The 15,067-nt window shown below is 50.9% G+C and carries 17 protein-coding genes; 6 read left to right on the forward strand and 11 right to left on the reverse strand.

Translation table 11 applies throughout. The annotated features are described in order from the left end of the window. The first annotated feature begins 532 nt into the window (after nucleotides 1-532). The 4 genes from MJ768_RS10770 (at nucleotide 533) to MJ768_RS10785 (ending at nucleotide 3,802) form a co-directional block, all read left to right on the forward strand. Complete coding sequence (locus MJ768_RS10770) at nucleotides 533-832, forward strand: putative quinol monooxygenase (protein ID WP_239291756.1); 300 nt, start codon at nucleotides 533-535, stop codon at nucleotides 830-832. 57 nt (nucleotides 833-889) lie between these two features. Further along, entirely contained in the window at nucleotides 890-2,227 is a 1,338-nt protein-coding gene (locus MJ768_RS10775; RefSeq protein WP_239291757.1) for an FAD-binding oxidoreductase, read from the forward strand. Nucleotides 2,228-2,827: 600 nt separating this feature from the next. Beyond that, nucleotides 2,828-2,980 carry a hypothetical protein gene (locus tag MJ768_RS10780; RefSeq protein ID WP_239291758.1) on the forward strand — a complete coding sequence of 51 codons (153 nt, stop codon included), beginning with the start codon at nucleotides 2,828-2,830 and terminating at the stop codon, nucleotides 2,978-2,980. Between the two features lie 60 nt (nucleotides 2,981-3,040). Continuing rightward, nucleotides 3,041-3,802 (forward strand): hypothetical protein, encoded by a 762-nt coding sequence (locus tag MJ768_RS10785; protein WP_239291759.1) that lies wholly within the window; start codon nucleotides 3,041-3,043, stop codon nucleotides 3,800-3,802. A gap of 6 nt (nucleotides 3,803-3,808) precedes the next feature. Here the strand turns inward: MJ768_RS10785 and MJ768_RS10790 are convergent, their stop codons facing one another. From MJ768_RS10790 to MJ768_RS10805, 4 genes are read right to left on the reverse strand one after another with little or no spacing between them, the layout of a single operon-like run. After that, complete coding sequence (locus tag MJ768_RS10790) at nucleotides 3,809-4,366, reverse strand: YaeQ family protein (RefSeq protein ID WP_239291762.1); 558 nt, start codon at nucleotides 4,364-4,366, stop codon at nucleotides 3,809-3,811. Nucleotides 4,367-4,419: 53 nt separating this feature from the next. Next, nucleotides 4,420-4,833, reverse strand: coding sequence for an alternative ribosome rescue aminoacyl-tRNA hydrolase ArfB (gene arfB / locus MJ768_RS10795; protein ID WP_239291763.1), 414 nt, complete (start codon nucleotides 4,831-4,833; stop codon nucleotides 4,420-4,422). 5 nt (nucleotides 4,834-4,838) lie between these two features. Continuing rightward, entirely contained in the window at nucleotides 4,839-5,054 is a 216-nt protein-coding gene (locus MJ768_RS10800) for an RNA-binding S4 domain-containing protein (RefSeq protein ID WP_239291764.1), read from the reverse strand. 25 nt (nucleotides 5,055-5,079) lie between these two features. Beyond that, complete coding sequence (locus MJ768_RS10805; protein ID WP_239291765.1) at nucleotides 5,080-6,735, reverse strand: peptide chain release factor 3; 1,656 nt, start codon at nucleotides 6,733-6,735, stop codon at nucleotides 5,080-5,082. Between the two features lie 396 nt (nucleotides 6,736-7,131). Between MJ768_RS10805 and MJ768_RS10810 the strand changes: the two genes are divergently transcribed. Next, nucleotides 7,132-8,082, forward strand: a complete 951-nt coding sequence (locus MJ768_RS10810) for an IS110 family transposase (RefSeq protein ID WP_239291767.1) — start codon at nucleotides 7,132-7,134, stop codon at nucleotides 8,080-8,082. A gap of 46 nt (nucleotides 8,083-8,128) precedes the next feature. Here MJ768_RS10810 and MJ768_RS10815 read toward each other — a convergent pair whose 3' ends face one another. The 6 genes from MJ768_RS10815 to MJ768_RS10840 form a co-directional block, all read right to left on the reverse strand. Then, complete coding sequence (locus tag MJ768_RS10815) at nucleotides 8,129-8,527, reverse strand: YchJ family protein (RefSeq protein WP_239291768.1); 399 nt, start codon at nucleotides 8,525-8,527, stop codon at nucleotides 8,129-8,131. A 3-nt stretch (nucleotides 8,528-8,530) separates the two neighbouring features. Beyond that, complete coding sequence (locus MJ768_RS10820) at nucleotides 8,531-9,538, reverse strand: serine/threonine protein kinase (RefSeq protein WP_239291772.1); 1,008 nt, start codon at nucleotides 9,536-9,538, stop codon at nucleotides 8,531-8,533. After that, complete coding sequence (locus MJ768_RS10825; protein ID WP_239291773.1) at nucleotides 9,535-10,110, reverse strand: DUF1415 domain-containing protein; 576 nt, start codon at nucleotides 10,108-10,110, stop codon at nucleotides 9,535-9,537. The genes MJ768_RS10820 and MJ768_RS10825 overlap by 4 nt, the downstream gene beginning before the upstream one ends. Nucleotides 10,111-10,191: 81 nt before the next feature. Further along, nucleotides 10,192-11,547 (reverse strand): DEAD/DEAH box helicase, encoded by a 1,356-nt coding sequence (locus tag MJ768_RS10830; protein ID WP_239291775.1) that lies wholly within the window; start codon nucleotides 11,545-11,547, stop codon nucleotides 10,192-10,194. A 201-nt stretch (nucleotides 11,548-11,748) separates the two neighbouring features. Beyond that, nucleotides 11,749-12,141, reverse strand: a complete 393-nt coding sequence (locus MJ768_RS10835; RefSeq protein ID WP_239291777.1) for a PilZ domain-containing protein — start codon at nucleotides 12,139-12,141, stop codon at nucleotides 11,749-11,751. Between the two features lie 75 nt (nucleotides 12,142-12,216). Next, nucleotides 12,217-13,131, reverse strand: coding sequence for a D-hexose-6-phosphate mutarotase (locus tag MJ768_RS10840; RefSeq protein ID WP_239291778.1), 915 nt, complete (start codon nucleotides 13,129-13,131; stop codon nucleotides 12,217-12,219). A gap of 524 nt (nucleotides 13,132-13,655) precedes the next feature. Between MJ768_RS10840 and MJ768_RS10845 the strand changes: the two genes are divergently transcribed. Next, a complete protein-coding gene (locus MJ768_RS10845) occupies nucleotides 13,656-14,570 on the forward strand; it encodes a caspase family protein (RefSeq protein ID WP_239291779.1) in 915 nt (304 codons plus the stop codon). A 232-nt stretch (nucleotides 14,571-14,802) separates the two neighbouring features. Here MJ768_RS10845 and MJ768_RS10850 read toward each other — a convergent pair whose 3' ends face one another. Further along, complete coding sequence (locus MJ768_RS10850; RefSeq protein WP_239291780.1) at nucleotides 14,803-15,060, reverse strand: YfhL family 4Fe-4S dicluster ferredoxin; 258 nt, start codon at nucleotides 15,058-15,060, stop codon at nucleotides 14,803-14,805. Nucleotides 15,061-15,067 lie beyond the last annotated feature (7 nt).

Below are 15,067 nucleotides of genomic sequence, written 5' to 3' on the forward strand. Positions count from 1 at the left end.
GACAGTACGCCCTAGTTTATTGAAATGCAACGGGGTTTTGTGGGGAGACCTCAGGAGCAGACTTCAATGGCACTCATGCAGTGTGTCTTTAATATTTTAGGGATATCAGCACGGGGCACAAAACTTCCGATACATGCCGACCTTGTTACCCCGAGGGTTCGCTGACCTGGCTTCAATTATCCACTCGCCAGCACTACAATCTTTCCTATCCAGACATGAGGCAACCTTATTAAGTTTACGAGGCTACATTCAGGTTCACCTGCATACAGCTATATGCTTTTGATCAAATATCATACCTTCATGCTATCAATGTTAATGGACAACTCCTTTGATGGAGCTTTTTAACCTGATTCTAAATTCCTGGTACTTCGAACGCTTCTTTCCTGTAGTCCTTTAATTTTATGCGTCATATATTTCAAGGATTTTTCTTAGTCAAAAATAAGCAATTTGCTTATTCGTCTTTTTTATGTGCCGCTTTATTATGTGACTATCGTCGGAATAACATTAAACGATTGATACTTGGAGGCAACACATGTCGGGTGAATTTGTAAGGGTGATCGCGAGGATCACTGCTCAGTTCGATAAAGTTGAGGAACTTAAATCCGTATTGCTGGGCCTTGTTGAACCCACGCGAGTAGAAAAGGATTGCATCAGCTATCAACTCGTACAAGATAAAACCGACCTCGCCGAGTTTGTCTTCATTGAAGAATGGACCAGCGATTCGGCTATAGATGCCCACATGGCATCCTCTCATGTACAAGATGCCTTCTCTAAGGCTCAATCGTTGCTCGCCAAAGCGCCTGATATCAGAAAATATGTGATTCTCCGATAACGGCATCAGCAATTTACGATTGATTACCTGTCCCCAAACATCAGCTCGAGGTGCTCAATGAACGATATTACGATCTCTCAACCCTATCATGGTTTGCTTGAAAATGAAGGCCATATTCGCAGCAATTGGGGACTGAGCCAAACGACGAAACCCGCTGTTTATGTCGAGCCGATAAGCTACGCTGATGTGCAGGCCGTGGTACGCGACGAGCAGCGGTTTCCAACCCCTGTCCACCCGGTTGGTTCACTATTATCTGTGACATCCACTATCGTCAATAACGGCGGGACGATGTTGTGTACGCGTAAACTCGACGAAATTGTAGGCCTCGAATCAGACAACACAGGAAGAAAGGTGGTTCGGGTGCAGGCTGGGTGCCGTCTTAAAAAGCTCAACATGTGGCTTCAGGCACGTGGAGTGGAAATCCCGTTTCAGGCGGAAATCGGCGAAGCCACCGTAGGCTCCGTCGCGGTTGGAGATACCAAGGATTCATCGTTGGATGGCCTCGGTTATTTTTCCACGCATGTCGTCGCTCTGACTTATGTTGACGACAAAGGCAAGCTTCGCACACTGTCTGACTATAAGGATGGAATTGTGTTTCATGAGTTCAAGTGTTCTTTTGGACTCTCCGGCATTGTCGTCGAATGCCAAATCGAAGTGCGGCCGGCTTCGCTTTGCAGGTCAGAGATATCATTTGAAGTTTTTCCGTCGCCGGAAGAACTTGCACACCGGTTAATAAGCAAACGTGAGGCGTGTGACGCTTTGTTTGCAATTGTATTTCTCAATCAACTGGCGAGTTTCTTAGATGAGCGATTCAAGGCAGGTTTCGGTACGGTAACGCCAGCTTCGTCACAGCCTGCCTGCGATGAATTTCGCATCGCAAAGCGCTTGGCGATCCAGCACGGATTTGAGGGTGTCGAAGTGCCGCAACCCAAAGAGCTTATCTACTCCCGCCATGATTTCGTTAACGAGTATTGGCGCCCATCAGCGGATGAGCGCCGTCTTGACTTCCAGTTTTACGAACACGATATCACGCAACTTACCCGTGTCATCGTCGACTCATATAAATTTACAAAGGATTTTGAACAACAAACCGGCTATGCACCGAACGGGTGGGCGACCTACTTCGTCCATCGCCCGGAAAAAGTTAAGAAACCTTTCGGACTTTACTCTGGTGGTTCCGGTATTTCGTTCTCATTTGACCCGATTTGTTCCAACCCTGCAGAACCTCGCTGGCAACGTTTCGCACAGGAATATAACAAGCTGGCGATTAATACGCTTGGCGGCAATGCCTCACCAATCCAAACACAATGGTTACAGCTTGGCGACGTAAAAATTCCGAAAAAGTTGGCTTACCCGCGTTTTACAACGAAGTACTACGAGCAGTTTCTCGAGTAAAAGAAAATAATAAAATGGAGGGAGTCTTCTATGGCCCTGCCTTAAGGCCAAACGTAGAGAAAAAAGTGAAGTCGGTTGGCAACAGAGGAGTCCAACGGGCCAAGCAGCTAGTTGATTTGCATGGTATCGCTGCGAGTAAACAACGGCTTACAGGGTGGCCGGGGCGAGTCTGTTTCCGTTGCCGGTTAAGGAAGATCCCGATGTACCCTGTGATCTCCTGTATGGCCTGATTCCGGGTACGCTGGTGTACCACTCGAATCCCGACTTCCAGACGGGCGTTCTCTCGCGCCCGTGGCGACACAGAGGTTGATTCCGCTAGGCGTAACAACAAGTAGCGGTAACAATTGCCGGCATTGAGCTCTTACCCGTATCCATGAAGGGCGATTTGCATTGAGCAGTTTGCATGTGCAGAAGCAAAGCGTGCCTGAAATTTGGAATGCGGTGCTCGCGGCATAGCGCTTTACGCTCACGTAAATTCGTGTGGTCGAGTTTTGCGGTTTCGGCATCTCCAAAAGCACCCCCCATGTAGAGTCGTAAATGTGTGAAAATAGCGACTGCAAATCGGGCATTTAAATAAATCCTAATAATAAAGGCGACAAATTGGTACAACCTAATTTTCAATTCGAAAAGCGTCAAAAAGAATTAGCCAAGAAAAAAAAGAAAGAAGAGAAAAAACAGCGCAAATTAGAAGATAAAACCCCGCCTGCTTCAGACCAGTCCGGTCACGCTGACGATGAAAGCCCGTCCACCTAAATCAGAACAACGCAGCTTTCGGCAAGTCTGAGGCTGGCTTGCCGGCAAAGCGTGAATGTAATGCCTGACACCTACACTGATTGCCCCAAGTGCGGATACAAGTTACCGCAACCCTTACCGAGCAATGCCGCATGCCCTGCCTGCGGCATTTATTTTTTTAAGTGGCAACCATTGACAGAAGCCTCCGTGATTTACGATGCCGATCCGGGCACGACCACTCGTAGTTGGCGCAGACGCATGGAGAATTTTCTCACTCCCAAGGAGCAGATGGATACGCTATCTTTCTATGGGCGTTGTCTGCTGCTCGTACTTCTGACGTGGTGGAGCTGGAAACTATTTGCTTACGATTACCGTAGCGGCGAGATAGGCGGCTCCTTCATGCACAATATCCTGCTTCCCATCCACGAGGCCGGACACGTGTTGTTTATGCCCTTCGGCCAGTGGCTCACCGTCCTCGGCGGCAGCCTGTTCCAGCTGGCCTTACCCGGCGGAATTGCCATCGCCTTTATCTGGATAAATCGCGACAACTTCGGCGCAGCGATCGGGCTATGGTGGACAAGTGTCAGCTTGATAGACCTTGCACCTTACATTTATGATGCACTGCGACCGCAATTAATTTTGCTCGGAGGTAGCGTCGGCGAAGACGGCCCGCACGATTGGATATATTTACTCGACAGCGTTGGTCAGCGCCCCAATGCTCAGCACTGGGGCGCGCTGGCGCATACGCTGGGCGGCTTGGTTATGTTTGCCGCGCTGAGTTGGGCAAGTGCTGTGTTGTGGCGGCAGCGATTGAAATTAAGCAAGTCATTGAGCGCCGACTAGCTGCGCTCAATGTCCGCGAGTGGATGGCACTTTTAGCAACACCCGTTCCACCTGCGCACTGTCATTCCCATCGCTCAACCATACCTGTCCATCCTGAATGGTGCATTGCAACTGCATGTTGCGCTGAGCCAGCTTGGCGATGGCGCGCGTGTTTTCCATCGGCAGGTTAATTACGCTTAGATTTTTGAGTCGTTCGAATTGACTGCTGTTTTGTGCGAACCACATATCTGCGACGCGACCGCCATAGGTGTAAACAATTACCTGATTAGAGCGACCGCAGGCTTTACGTATTAGTTTTTCGTCGGGAAGCCCGACGTCTATCCACAACTCAATCGCACCCGTTAAATCTTTCCGCCACAAATCTGCCTCATCATCAGCGGTCATTCCCTGGCCGAATTCCAGATATTCATGGGCATGCAACGCAAAGGCCAACAACCGCACCATCATGCGCTCGTCTGTTTCAGAAGGGTGTCGTGCAAGAGTTAGCGCGTGATCTTGGTAATAGTGACGCTCCATGTCTGCGATTTGCAGATTGGCTTTGAAGATGGTTGCTTTAATCGCCATATAACTCCTGGATCCATCTCATGCAGATATGAGCCATGCTTGCTCCTGTCAAATTATTCCACCACACGGCCACGCATACTTTTAGTTGCGCCATGCTTGGCTTTGCTGTCCATACGCTTTCTCTGCGAACTGCGCGTAGGTTTTGTTGCGCGACGGACGGTGGGTAACACTGCGATACTCTGCACCAACTCTTTCAAGCGTCGCAATGCCTCACCACGATTCATTTCCTGACTGCGAAATTCCTGCGCCTTGATAATCACCACGCCGTCTTTGGTGATGCGGTGATCATGCAGTTCAAGGAGCCGCGCTTTAAATGCTTCCGGCAACGATGAGGCATTGATGTCGAAACGCAGATGCACAGCGCTGGAAACCTTGTTGACATTCTGTCCGCCCGCCCCCTGCGCACGCACGGCGGTTAGCTCGATCTCATGATCAGGAATGGTAACGTTGTGGGAGATATACAGCATGAAGCTTATGCAAGCACTGTGATGCGCACATCGCCCAGGGTCACCACTGACCCTGCACGTATTTTGCAGGTTTTGCGCAATTCCACGTGCCCATCCACCGACACCACACCTTCCGCGACCAGAGCCTTGCCCGCGCCGCCGCTATCGCACACGCCAACCATTTTAAGCAATTGGTTTAGCTCGATAAATTCGTCATTAAGTTTGAATTCAAATTCTTGCATGGAAGTCTTTATGGTAGAAAATCGACTACAGTTTTACCGCATGTTCGCGCGTGGTGTGGAAAACTACTTTTGGCCAGCGTTCCTGGGTGAGCTTGAGATTGACGCTGTTCGGTGCAAGATAGGCCATGTTGTTGGCGGCATCATAGGCGACGTTGTGCGACAGAGCCTTTTCAAAATCTGCGAGCATTTTTTTGTCGTCACAAGTAACCCAGCGCGCGCTCGTGGTATTGGTGCCGTCGAATACTGCGTCCACGCCATATTCGCCCATCAAGCGGCTGGCCACCACATCGAACTGCAGTACGCCGACCGCACCCAGAATTAAATCACCACCACTAACTGGCTTGAATACTTGTACCGCGCCCTCTTCACCAAGCTGCTGCAAGCCTTTATGCAGCTGCTTGACCTTGATCGGGTTCCGGATGCGCACGGATCGGAAGAAGTCTGGTGCGAAATAAGGAATGCCCGTGAACTGCAATAACTCGCCTTCGGAAAAGCTGTCGCCGATCTGCATGTTGCCGTGGTTAGGTAGGCCGATGATGTCGCCGGCGTAGGCTTCCTCTACCTGCTCACGGCTGGAGGCCATAAAAGTGACAACATTGGACACACGAATTTCGCGGTTAATGCGCAAATGCTTAATCTTCATGCCACGCTCGAAACGCCCGGAGCAAACACGCAAGAAGGCGATGCGATCACGATGATTCGCGTCCATGTTGGCTTGTATTTTGAACACGAAACCAGTAAAAGCCGCTTCGGTAGGTGCGACAACACGTACAGTGGCATCGCGCGCACGCGGCGCCGGTGCCCAATCCAACAGGGCGTTGAGAATTTCGCGCACGCCGAAGTTGTTGATAGCGGAGCCGAAGAAGACGGGGGTTTGCGTGCCGGCCAGAAACGCGGCAAGATCAAAAGGATGAGAAGCTCCATGTAATAGCTCAACTTCTGCTTTAAGCTGTCCTATTTCCAGTGGGAACATTTCTACCAGGCGCGGATTATCGATGCCTTTAACTATTTCAAAATCTTGATCGGCGCGTTCTTCGCCCGCCGCGAACAGTAGAATCTCGTCGCGCAATAAGTGATAGACACCCCGAAAAGTCTTGCCCATCCCCAACGGCCAAGTCACTGGTGCGCACTGGACATTAAGGACAGACTCAACCTCATCCAGCAATTCCACTGGGTCGCGTGTTTCACGATCCATCTTGTTGATGAAAGTTATGATGGGCGTGTTGCGCATACGGCACACGTTGAGCAATTTGATAGTTTGCGTTTCCACGCCCTTGGCCGCGTCGATAACCATAAGCGCGGAATCTACAGCGGTGAGCACGCGGTAGGTGTCTTCTGAAAAATCCTGGTGGCCGGGGGTATCGAGCAGATTGACTACATGGTTGCGATATTCGAACTGCATCACTGAGCTGGCTACAGAAATGCCGCGTTGCTTCTCGATATCCATCCAGTCGGAAGTTGCGTGGCGGCCACTCTTGCGTGCCTTTACCGTACCCGCCAATTGAATCGCGCCGGAAAACAGCAGTAATTTTTCTGTCAGCGTGGTTTTGCCCGCATCCGGGTGGGAGATGATGCCGAAGGTGCGACGGCGCGCCACTTCGCGCGTGATTAAATCACGCGCAACTGGTGCGGGTGCGTCAACTGCTTGTACTACAGGCTCTGTTACAGAATCCGTTGCCATGATGAATGTTCTCGTAAAAATATGTATACCAATAAATTAAATACTTCTAACCAGCTCTAAAATACCGGGACTAATTTGGGCAATGCTGAACAAGTCCCTCCGTTCGGGCTGAGCCTGTCGAAGCCATTTGCAAGTCCTTAATTTGCAGGGAGTGCGTTTCGACAGGCTTGTATGGTGTTTCTGGCTCCTTCTTGAGAAACTGGAAGGAGCCGCGGGGTGGAGGGACATCGACAGGCCTCTGCCGTGCATCGGACAGACTCAGTGAGAACTCTCCCACCCACACCCCGAACGTCGATGAAGAATCTAGCGGCTGTGCATTGACCGCCGATTTGAACGCAAGCTAACGTAGGTGTGTGCCACCCCAGCGTTGTTACTTTACTTCTAGAGGCTACTATCATGCAAACTTTTCCGAACATAGGTGTGGATGTTGCCAAAGACGCAGTCGTTGTGGCTTGCGCCGCGCAAAGTTTTTCTACTCACAGTGTTACCAACCAGCGCGCTCCTTTGCTGGCATGGCTGAAATCTCTGCCCACAGGCAGCCGCATCGGCCTGGAATCCACTGGCGGCTATCACGAATTACTGGCCGATCTGGCACACGCGCAAGGCTATGTCGTATTCCTGCTCAATCCGTTGGATACCAAGCACTATGCCCGTGCCATGGGTAACCGCGCCAAAACAGACCGGGTGGATGCCGAACTGATCGCCCGTCTCATCGCTCAAGAACATACGCGTTTACGCCCTTACACCCCCCCTACAGCCGACCAGCGCAAGCTGGATCGCATGATCCGGCGGCGCGCCAATATCGTTCGCATCAAAAGCTCGCTCACGCTGACGATGAGCAACCTGAGTGGCTTTACCGCCGAACTCAAAGCTGTCTCGAACAAGCTTGATGCCCTGATTGCCAAGATCGATTCCACCATGACCGCGATTGCGGCGCATTCCCCGCAACACAAGGAAGCGCAACAGCGTTTGCAAACCATTGCAGGTGTCGGCCCCGTGGTGGGCATGGCGCTGACCAATACGTTGGAGCGCGTGCCTTTCCGCAATGCGGATGCATTCGTCGCATTCACGGGCTTCGACCCGAGAGCCAACGACTCCGGCAACAAGATTGGCCGCAGGCGCCTATCCAAACGCGGCCCCGCCGAGTTGCGTCGCTTGCTGTTTAACGCTGCAATGGCCGCCGCCAAATCCAAAGCTTGGAAGCCTATCTATGAGCATTACCGCGCCCAAGGCTGGAGCACTACCGCAGCACTGGTAATCATCGCCCGCAAAATCGCCCGCGCAGCATGGTCTATTCATCATTACCATTCAACTTTCGACCCGGAAAGGATTACAAAAAATGCTTGACGCGAACCATAGAATCTCAACGCGAACGGATTTGTTCAGCGTAGTCTTAGCGAATATCTCCATCCACATAAAACCATAGGTCGCCTTCGCGCACGAAGCGACTGACTTCGTGCAGTCGATATGCACGACCGCCTATTTTATAGCGCGCCACAAACTCCACTACGGCGCGATCCTGTTCCTGAAGATTGTACTCATGGCGCTTCACCTCCAATCCCAGCCACTTTGTCTTAACTTTATCAGCAGCATCCTGCGGGGCGGGGCGTGTAGATGGATGCCAAGTCGCCAGTATGTAATCCTCGCATTCCAATGTGTAAGCGACATAGCGGGAGCGCATCAATGCTTCAGCGCTGGGGGCAGGCGTGTTGCACCCGATATAACGCCCACAACAGTCTGTGAAATTTTTATTGCTGTCGCAGGCGCAACGAGTTTGGATATCTGAGCCCATCAATTAAACCGGCCATAGCGGCTGTTCATCCATCAGCGCGATCTGCTCGCGCAATTCCAGAATGCGATCTTGCCAATAGTGTTGAGTATTAAACCACGGGAAGGCTTGCTTGAAAGCTGGGTCATCCCAGCGCTGTGCCAGCCAGGCGGAATAATGAATCAGGCGCAAGGTACGCAGTGCTTCGACCAGATGCAACTCACATGAATCAAAATCGTAAAAGTCTTCATACCCCGCCAGCACGTCATTCAACTGCCGCGCCATGTCAGCACGCTCGCCCGACAACAGCATCCACAAGTCCTGCACAGCAGGGCCCATGCGGCTATCGTCAAAATCAACGAAATGCGGGCCATCGTCCGTCCACAGCACGTTACCCGCATGGCAATCTCCATGCAGCCGTAGCGCTCTTACATTGCTGCCGGCACGCTCAAAGCAATGACGCACACCCACCAGTGCCTGCTCTGCTACGCTGCGATAGGCCGCATCAAGATCAGCCGGGATAAAATTATTGGTCAGTAAAAAATCAAGCGGTTCTAAACCGAAGCTCGCTATATCCAGTGTGGGGCGATGCTGAAACGATTTGAGCGCGCCAATGGCGTGGATACGACCAAGGAAGCGACCCATCCATTCCAGCGTGTTTCGATCTTCAAGTTCAGGCGCACGCCCGCCGTGCTTGGGAAAAACGGCGAAGCGAAATCCTTCGAAGGTGTGCAGTGTTTTGCCACCCAGCACCAAAGCAGGTACTACCGGGATTTCGCGCTCGACCAGTTCCTGCACGAAAGCATGTTCTTCGAGTATTGCCGCATTCGTCCAGCGCTCCGGCCGATAAAATTTTGCTACCAGCGGCGAGCTTTCTTCCATCCCTACTTGATAGACGCGGTTCTCATAGCTGTTAAGAGCCAGCAGGCGGCCATCGCTGTGGCAGCCCAAGCTGTCTAACGCGTTCATGACGCAATCGGGGGTAAGTATAGAGAAAGTTGGCGATGTCACCGTTAAAGCTCTTTGCGCAGTCATTCATCTTCCAGGGGAGAGCCGACCTTAACCAGCCCCAAGTCATTCCAGCCTGCGTGACCCAAACGGCGCAGTGTTTCAATGTTCTTGTCGAATATTTTCTCGGCCTCAGGAAAAGCCGACACCGCCTGCACGACACTCGCTTCGCGCAGCAGATGCAGCATGGGATACGGCGACCGGTTGGTGTAATTTTCGATATCGTCAGGCTGCGTTCCGGCAAATTGATACTGCGGATGAAAACTGGCAACTTGCAACAAACCTTCCAAATCCATGTCTTCCAGCGCTGCATCGGCCACATCGAGAAAATCGTTGTATTCGATAAAATCAGTGAGCACATAGGGATGAACAAGCAAGGTTGTGTCGATATTTGTAGCTGGCGTTTCGGCCAACACTTCCAGCTCTCGCATGAGGTCTCTTAGCAAGTCTTCATGCGTGGTCGCGCTGCTCACCACATAGCGTATCTGATTTTTCACGTGAACGGCCTTGGCGAACGGGCACAGGTTGAGGCCAATGACGGCCCGTTCCAACCATAGTTTGGTCGCAGCTAAGATTTTTTCGTCAGTTGTGATATTCATTTTAGTAAAAAGCGAATTGATCAGCTTTGTCGGGATTAGTTCAATTAATTACCTGGCTCCGCGTCTTGGCGAATACATTGTTTAACGACCGTATCCACCGGAACGGTGCGATGCCGGTGCGCGAGCAGCAGGCTTACCAGTAGCAGCATTGGTGCGGCTTGGGCCACTGCCCGTGCGTGGCGCTGCCCGAGTACGAGCCTGACCTTGACCACCACGTCCCTGGCCTTGCCCCTGCTGCTTGCGCCCGCCACCTTGACCGCGATTCTGACCGTTTAAAATAGGCTCTGCCTTGATGCGAGGATCGGGCTCGAAGCCAGGCACCTGCACAACCGGAATTTCGCGCTTGGTCAAACGCTCAATGTCCCACAGCAGCTTATGCTCATCAATACATACCAGGGAACTTGCCTCACCTTCGCTGCCCGCGCGACCGGTGCGTCCAATGCGGTGGACATAATCTTCCGAAACATTGGGCATCTCAAAGTTAACTACGTGCGGCAATTCAATGATGTCGATGCCACGTGCAGCAATGTCAGTCGCCACCAGCACTTGCAGTTTGCCGGTTTTAAATTCCGCCAATGCGCGGGTGCGCGCCGCTTGGCTCTTATTGCCATGGATGGCCAGCGCTGGAATGTCGTCCTTGTTGAGTTGTTCAGCTAACTTGTTGGCACCATGTTTGGTGCGTGTAAACACCAGTACCTGATGCCAGTTATATTCCTTGATAAGATGGGTGAGCAACTCGCGCTTTCTTTCGCGATCCACCGGGTAAATTTTCTGCGTGATCAGTTCTGCAGTAGCGTTGCGGCGCGCCACTTCTATCATCGCCGGTTTATTGAGCAGCCCATCGGCCAGCTGCTTGATCTCGTCGGAAAAGGTGGCGGAAAACAGCAAGTTTTGCCGCTGCCTGGGCAATATAGCCAGGATTTTTTTGATGTCGCGAATGAAGCCCATGTCCAGCATGCGGTCGGCTTCATCCAGCACCAGAATTTCTATATGCGACAGATCTAGCGTTTTCTGCTGCAAGTGATCGAGTAACCGGCCAGGTGTGGCAACTAAAATATCTACACGGCTTTTCAAACGCTGTATTTGCGGATTGATGTTAACGCCACCGATCATAGTCATCGAAGTAAGCTTGAGGTATTTGCCATAATCGCGCACGCTCTCTTCTACCTGTGCGGCAAGCTCGCGCGTGGGGATAAGAACTAATGCGCGAATCGGTGCCTTACCGGTTGCAGGTTTGGCAGAAGCAGTAAGACGTTGCAGGATAGGCAGGGTGAACCCAGCAGTCTTGCCGGTGCCAGTCTGTGCACCAGCCAGCAGGTCGCCGCCGGACAGCACAACAGGGATGGCCTGCGCCTGAATGGGCGTTGGTTCAGTGTAACCACGCTCGCTAACGGCGCGGACGAGTTCATCGGACAAACCGAGGGCTGAGAAAGTCATAAATTATTCCTAGAAAAAATCGGCCTGTCGCCGTTGATGGCGCCAGTCTTAGGCAGATAGATGGATTTTTAAAACCAGTATGGACAGTGGCAAGAAGACTAGAAACTAACACCACTTTTAAAATTATAACAGAATTGAATTGTGCTAACGAATTGATTTTATCTTGGTGATTTTATCTTGGCTTGTTTATCAAAGGGCAACTTAGTTTAAGTGTCGCGAGTTCAATACCTCAGCTAACTCTCTTTCCAGCAGACCGGGATCCCCCAGATGTAATTCCACCAATCGGCGGAGATTGATCATGCTATCCATGTCAATATGCTGGCATTCGATACCTATAAGATTTCCTTTTTGATGAACTACCTTGCCTTCCATAATGATATCTTCGCCACCTTCACTCAATGAAAGAATCGAACGGCAAATTTTGCCCTCATCAGGGTTAATAGGTTGCAGGGTTTCAATCAAGGCACCCTTTAATGAAATATTCAGCAAAGTTGCGGCTTGCATAATATCCGGCAAAGTAAAATGAAGCTGTACATTTGCATTAAAAGGGATGCGTGAAAAATGACGCTTCTCACGGTTATTCTGTTTTACCATATGCTCTCCTGTGCTCAAAGTAATAGCCAGCTTGAGAATGCATGGCGGCTTGGCATAATTCAAACATGTTTACTATCATATTTTCTCAATACTGTAGACCACATGCAACGAGTGCGTTGCACCCGCAGCGACTTTAACTACGTTCTCCGCCGCATTCGCGCTTTCCACACAGACCATGCCGCGATAGCCTGTGTCGCTGCCGAAATCGCCCATTTTCGCGGCCTTTTCCACCCATGGGTTCCACACCACTGTGGAAAGACTGCCGCGCTTGGCAATACGAATACAGCGTTTATGGCCGCTGTCAACAATCAGACAATCTGAATCGGTATCCACATAGAGGCGGTCTATTTCTGCGGTTATGGTGATTGCGTCTGCTTGTGTTTTGCGTTGCCAATCACCCACCTTGTCAAGATAAGCGCAGCCTTCCAAACCGGTGATGCGAATTTTATCCACATCGCTGATAGCAAAGTAAGTATGCAACGCTTCGCCAATTTCAAACATTATTTGGCCCGTATTTTCGGTGACAAGTTCCACGATCATCTCCTTGCCGATAGTAACGATGTTCCGCACCCGACAAGCATGCGGCAATTGCGCAGAAGGAATTGAACTCTGTGGCAATTCAAAGGTGATGCGCGTGCTGCCATCTGATAATGCTTCGCTGGCCACAACTTGCCAGGGAACGGTACGGGCAAACCCATGACCTGGAAAGGTACTGTCGGTTGCATGGGCACCGAACCACGGCCAACAAATTGGCACACCGCCTCGAATGGATTTGCCGCGTACTAATTTGGCTGCAGGACTAAGCCAAATGACCGGTTTTTCGCCCGCAGGCTCAAAGGTCATGACATGCGCACCCTGTAATGAAATGGTAGATTGTGCTTGTTTGTTGGCAATGCGCGCAATAATCAAACCGCTCTCATCCTCGGTAAACTCAAGCTGTCCAGGAATGGCGAATTTCTGGTTAAGCGTGGTTACATCCAACTGGCTCATTTTTTATTCCTTAAAGTATCATTTCACGTTAAATTAAAATTGTTGACTGTTAGTCAAGCCACAGTTCGGGCAAATATCTCAACAATGTATTTTGAATTTCATGACGCCAGTTTAAACACTCATTATGCCCGGATTATTTCGCTAGCAAGTTTGGGAAACACCGGTCAGGAGCAAAAAACAATTTCGATCGTCTCGCTTCTTGCTGCGGTTTGATACGGCCAGGCGGTAAGGCTGCTTGAGTGTAACTATTATTCGAAGTTAAATGCGAGGAAGAACGACTGCTTTTATTTACAGCACATCATACAACAATTATTTGATGCAGATTACGCACCTATCCACGCCGAGCCGTATGATTGCTTAGCGCTTACAGTAAAAATCGGATATAAATGCAGACTGAACCTGAAAAAATGCGTGTAGCCGGTTTGCCAAGCCGCTGAGACTGTATTGCAATTGCACCTCAGCCACTTCATCTCAAGTAGCAAAATTCTGCCGCACATCATGCGGCATTAATCGAGGAGATTAAAATGGAAAAGAAAGCAAAATTATCCACAACCAAAGCCAAGGCAATGTCGTTGCACATTGGCCTGAATGCTGTGAGCCCTACCGAATATGGTGGCTGGAGCGGCGAACTCAATGCCTGCGAGTTCGATGCCAAGGATATGGCGGCGATTGCCAAGTCGCGCGGCATGAAATCCACCGTGTTGCTGACCAAGAAGGGCACACGTGCCAATATGCTGGCCGCAATGCGTAGTGCCGCCAAGCAATTGGCAGCCGGCGACTTATTCTTCCTTACCTACTCCGGCCATGGCGGCCAAGTACCTGATGTCACTGGAGAAGAAGAGGACAAAAAAGACGAGACTTGGTGCCTGTACGACGGCCAACTCATTGACGACGAGTTGTATTTCGAATTAAGCCAATTCGCAGCGGGGGTACGCGTGCTTGTGCTTTCCGACAGTTGCCATAGCGGCACCGTAACACGTGTTGCGCCGCCGCAGCCCGGCATGGTCTGGCCGACGATTGGGCGCTCAAAGATGATGCCGCTTGCCGTGGGCATGCGCACCTATCGCGAGCACCAAGCATTTTACGACAAGCTGCAACAAGACGTGGCCAAAGCCACCGGCAAAGCTTCTCTAATGGATCCGGACAGCGCACTCGCTCAGCTGGCCGTGAGTCCGCGGCTAACTGCGATAGCGAAAAAATTCAAGCCGAAGGTAATTTTAATCTCAGGTTGCCAGGACAACCAGACGTCCATGGATGGCGACCACAACGGCGCATTTACTGAGCAGCTGCTAAAGGTATGGAACAACGGCTCCTACCGCGGCAATTATGCCAAGTTCCATGCCGCCATTAAGACCCTTTTACCTGCCGACCAGACGCCCAACTTGTTCACGCTGGGTGCGGCGGCGCGCTTTCTGACGCAACAGCCCTTCAGTATTTGAGAAGACGCTCGGTGTTGTCCGTGTTAGACGAACAATGGCCAGCACCAAGTCAAGGTAGCATAATACTAATTGCCCTGCAATTGATAAGCATCAAGCATTGCAGGGCAATTTTCCATCAGTATTTAATAGGGGCATGCAATGGCAAATGAAAAACGAGGCGTAAAAACCTCACTGCGGTGACCGGTCATTTTATCCAGATTCATCAGCATTTCCGCTAAATAGTCACCGCCTGTTACTTGCCTTTTTCCGCCATTAGCTTTTCATATTTAGCTTGCAGTTGCTCTCTGCTTTCCGTATGAGCTGGGTCGAGCGGAATGCAGTCTACTGGGCAAACTTCCACGCACTGTGGCGTTTCATAATGTCCCACGCACTCGGTGCATTTGTCGGGATTAATGTAATAAATAGTATCGCCTTGCGAAATAGCATCGTTCGGGCATTCCGGCTCGCACACGTCGCAGTTGATACATTCGTCGGTAATAATCAGGGCCACACTGTTC

The organism is Candidatus Nitrotoga sp. 1052 (assembly GCF_927312905.1).
In the GTDB taxonomy this organism is placed as follows: domain Bacteria; phylum Pseudomonadota; class Gammaproteobacteria; order Burkholderiales; family Gallionellaceae; genus Nitrotoga.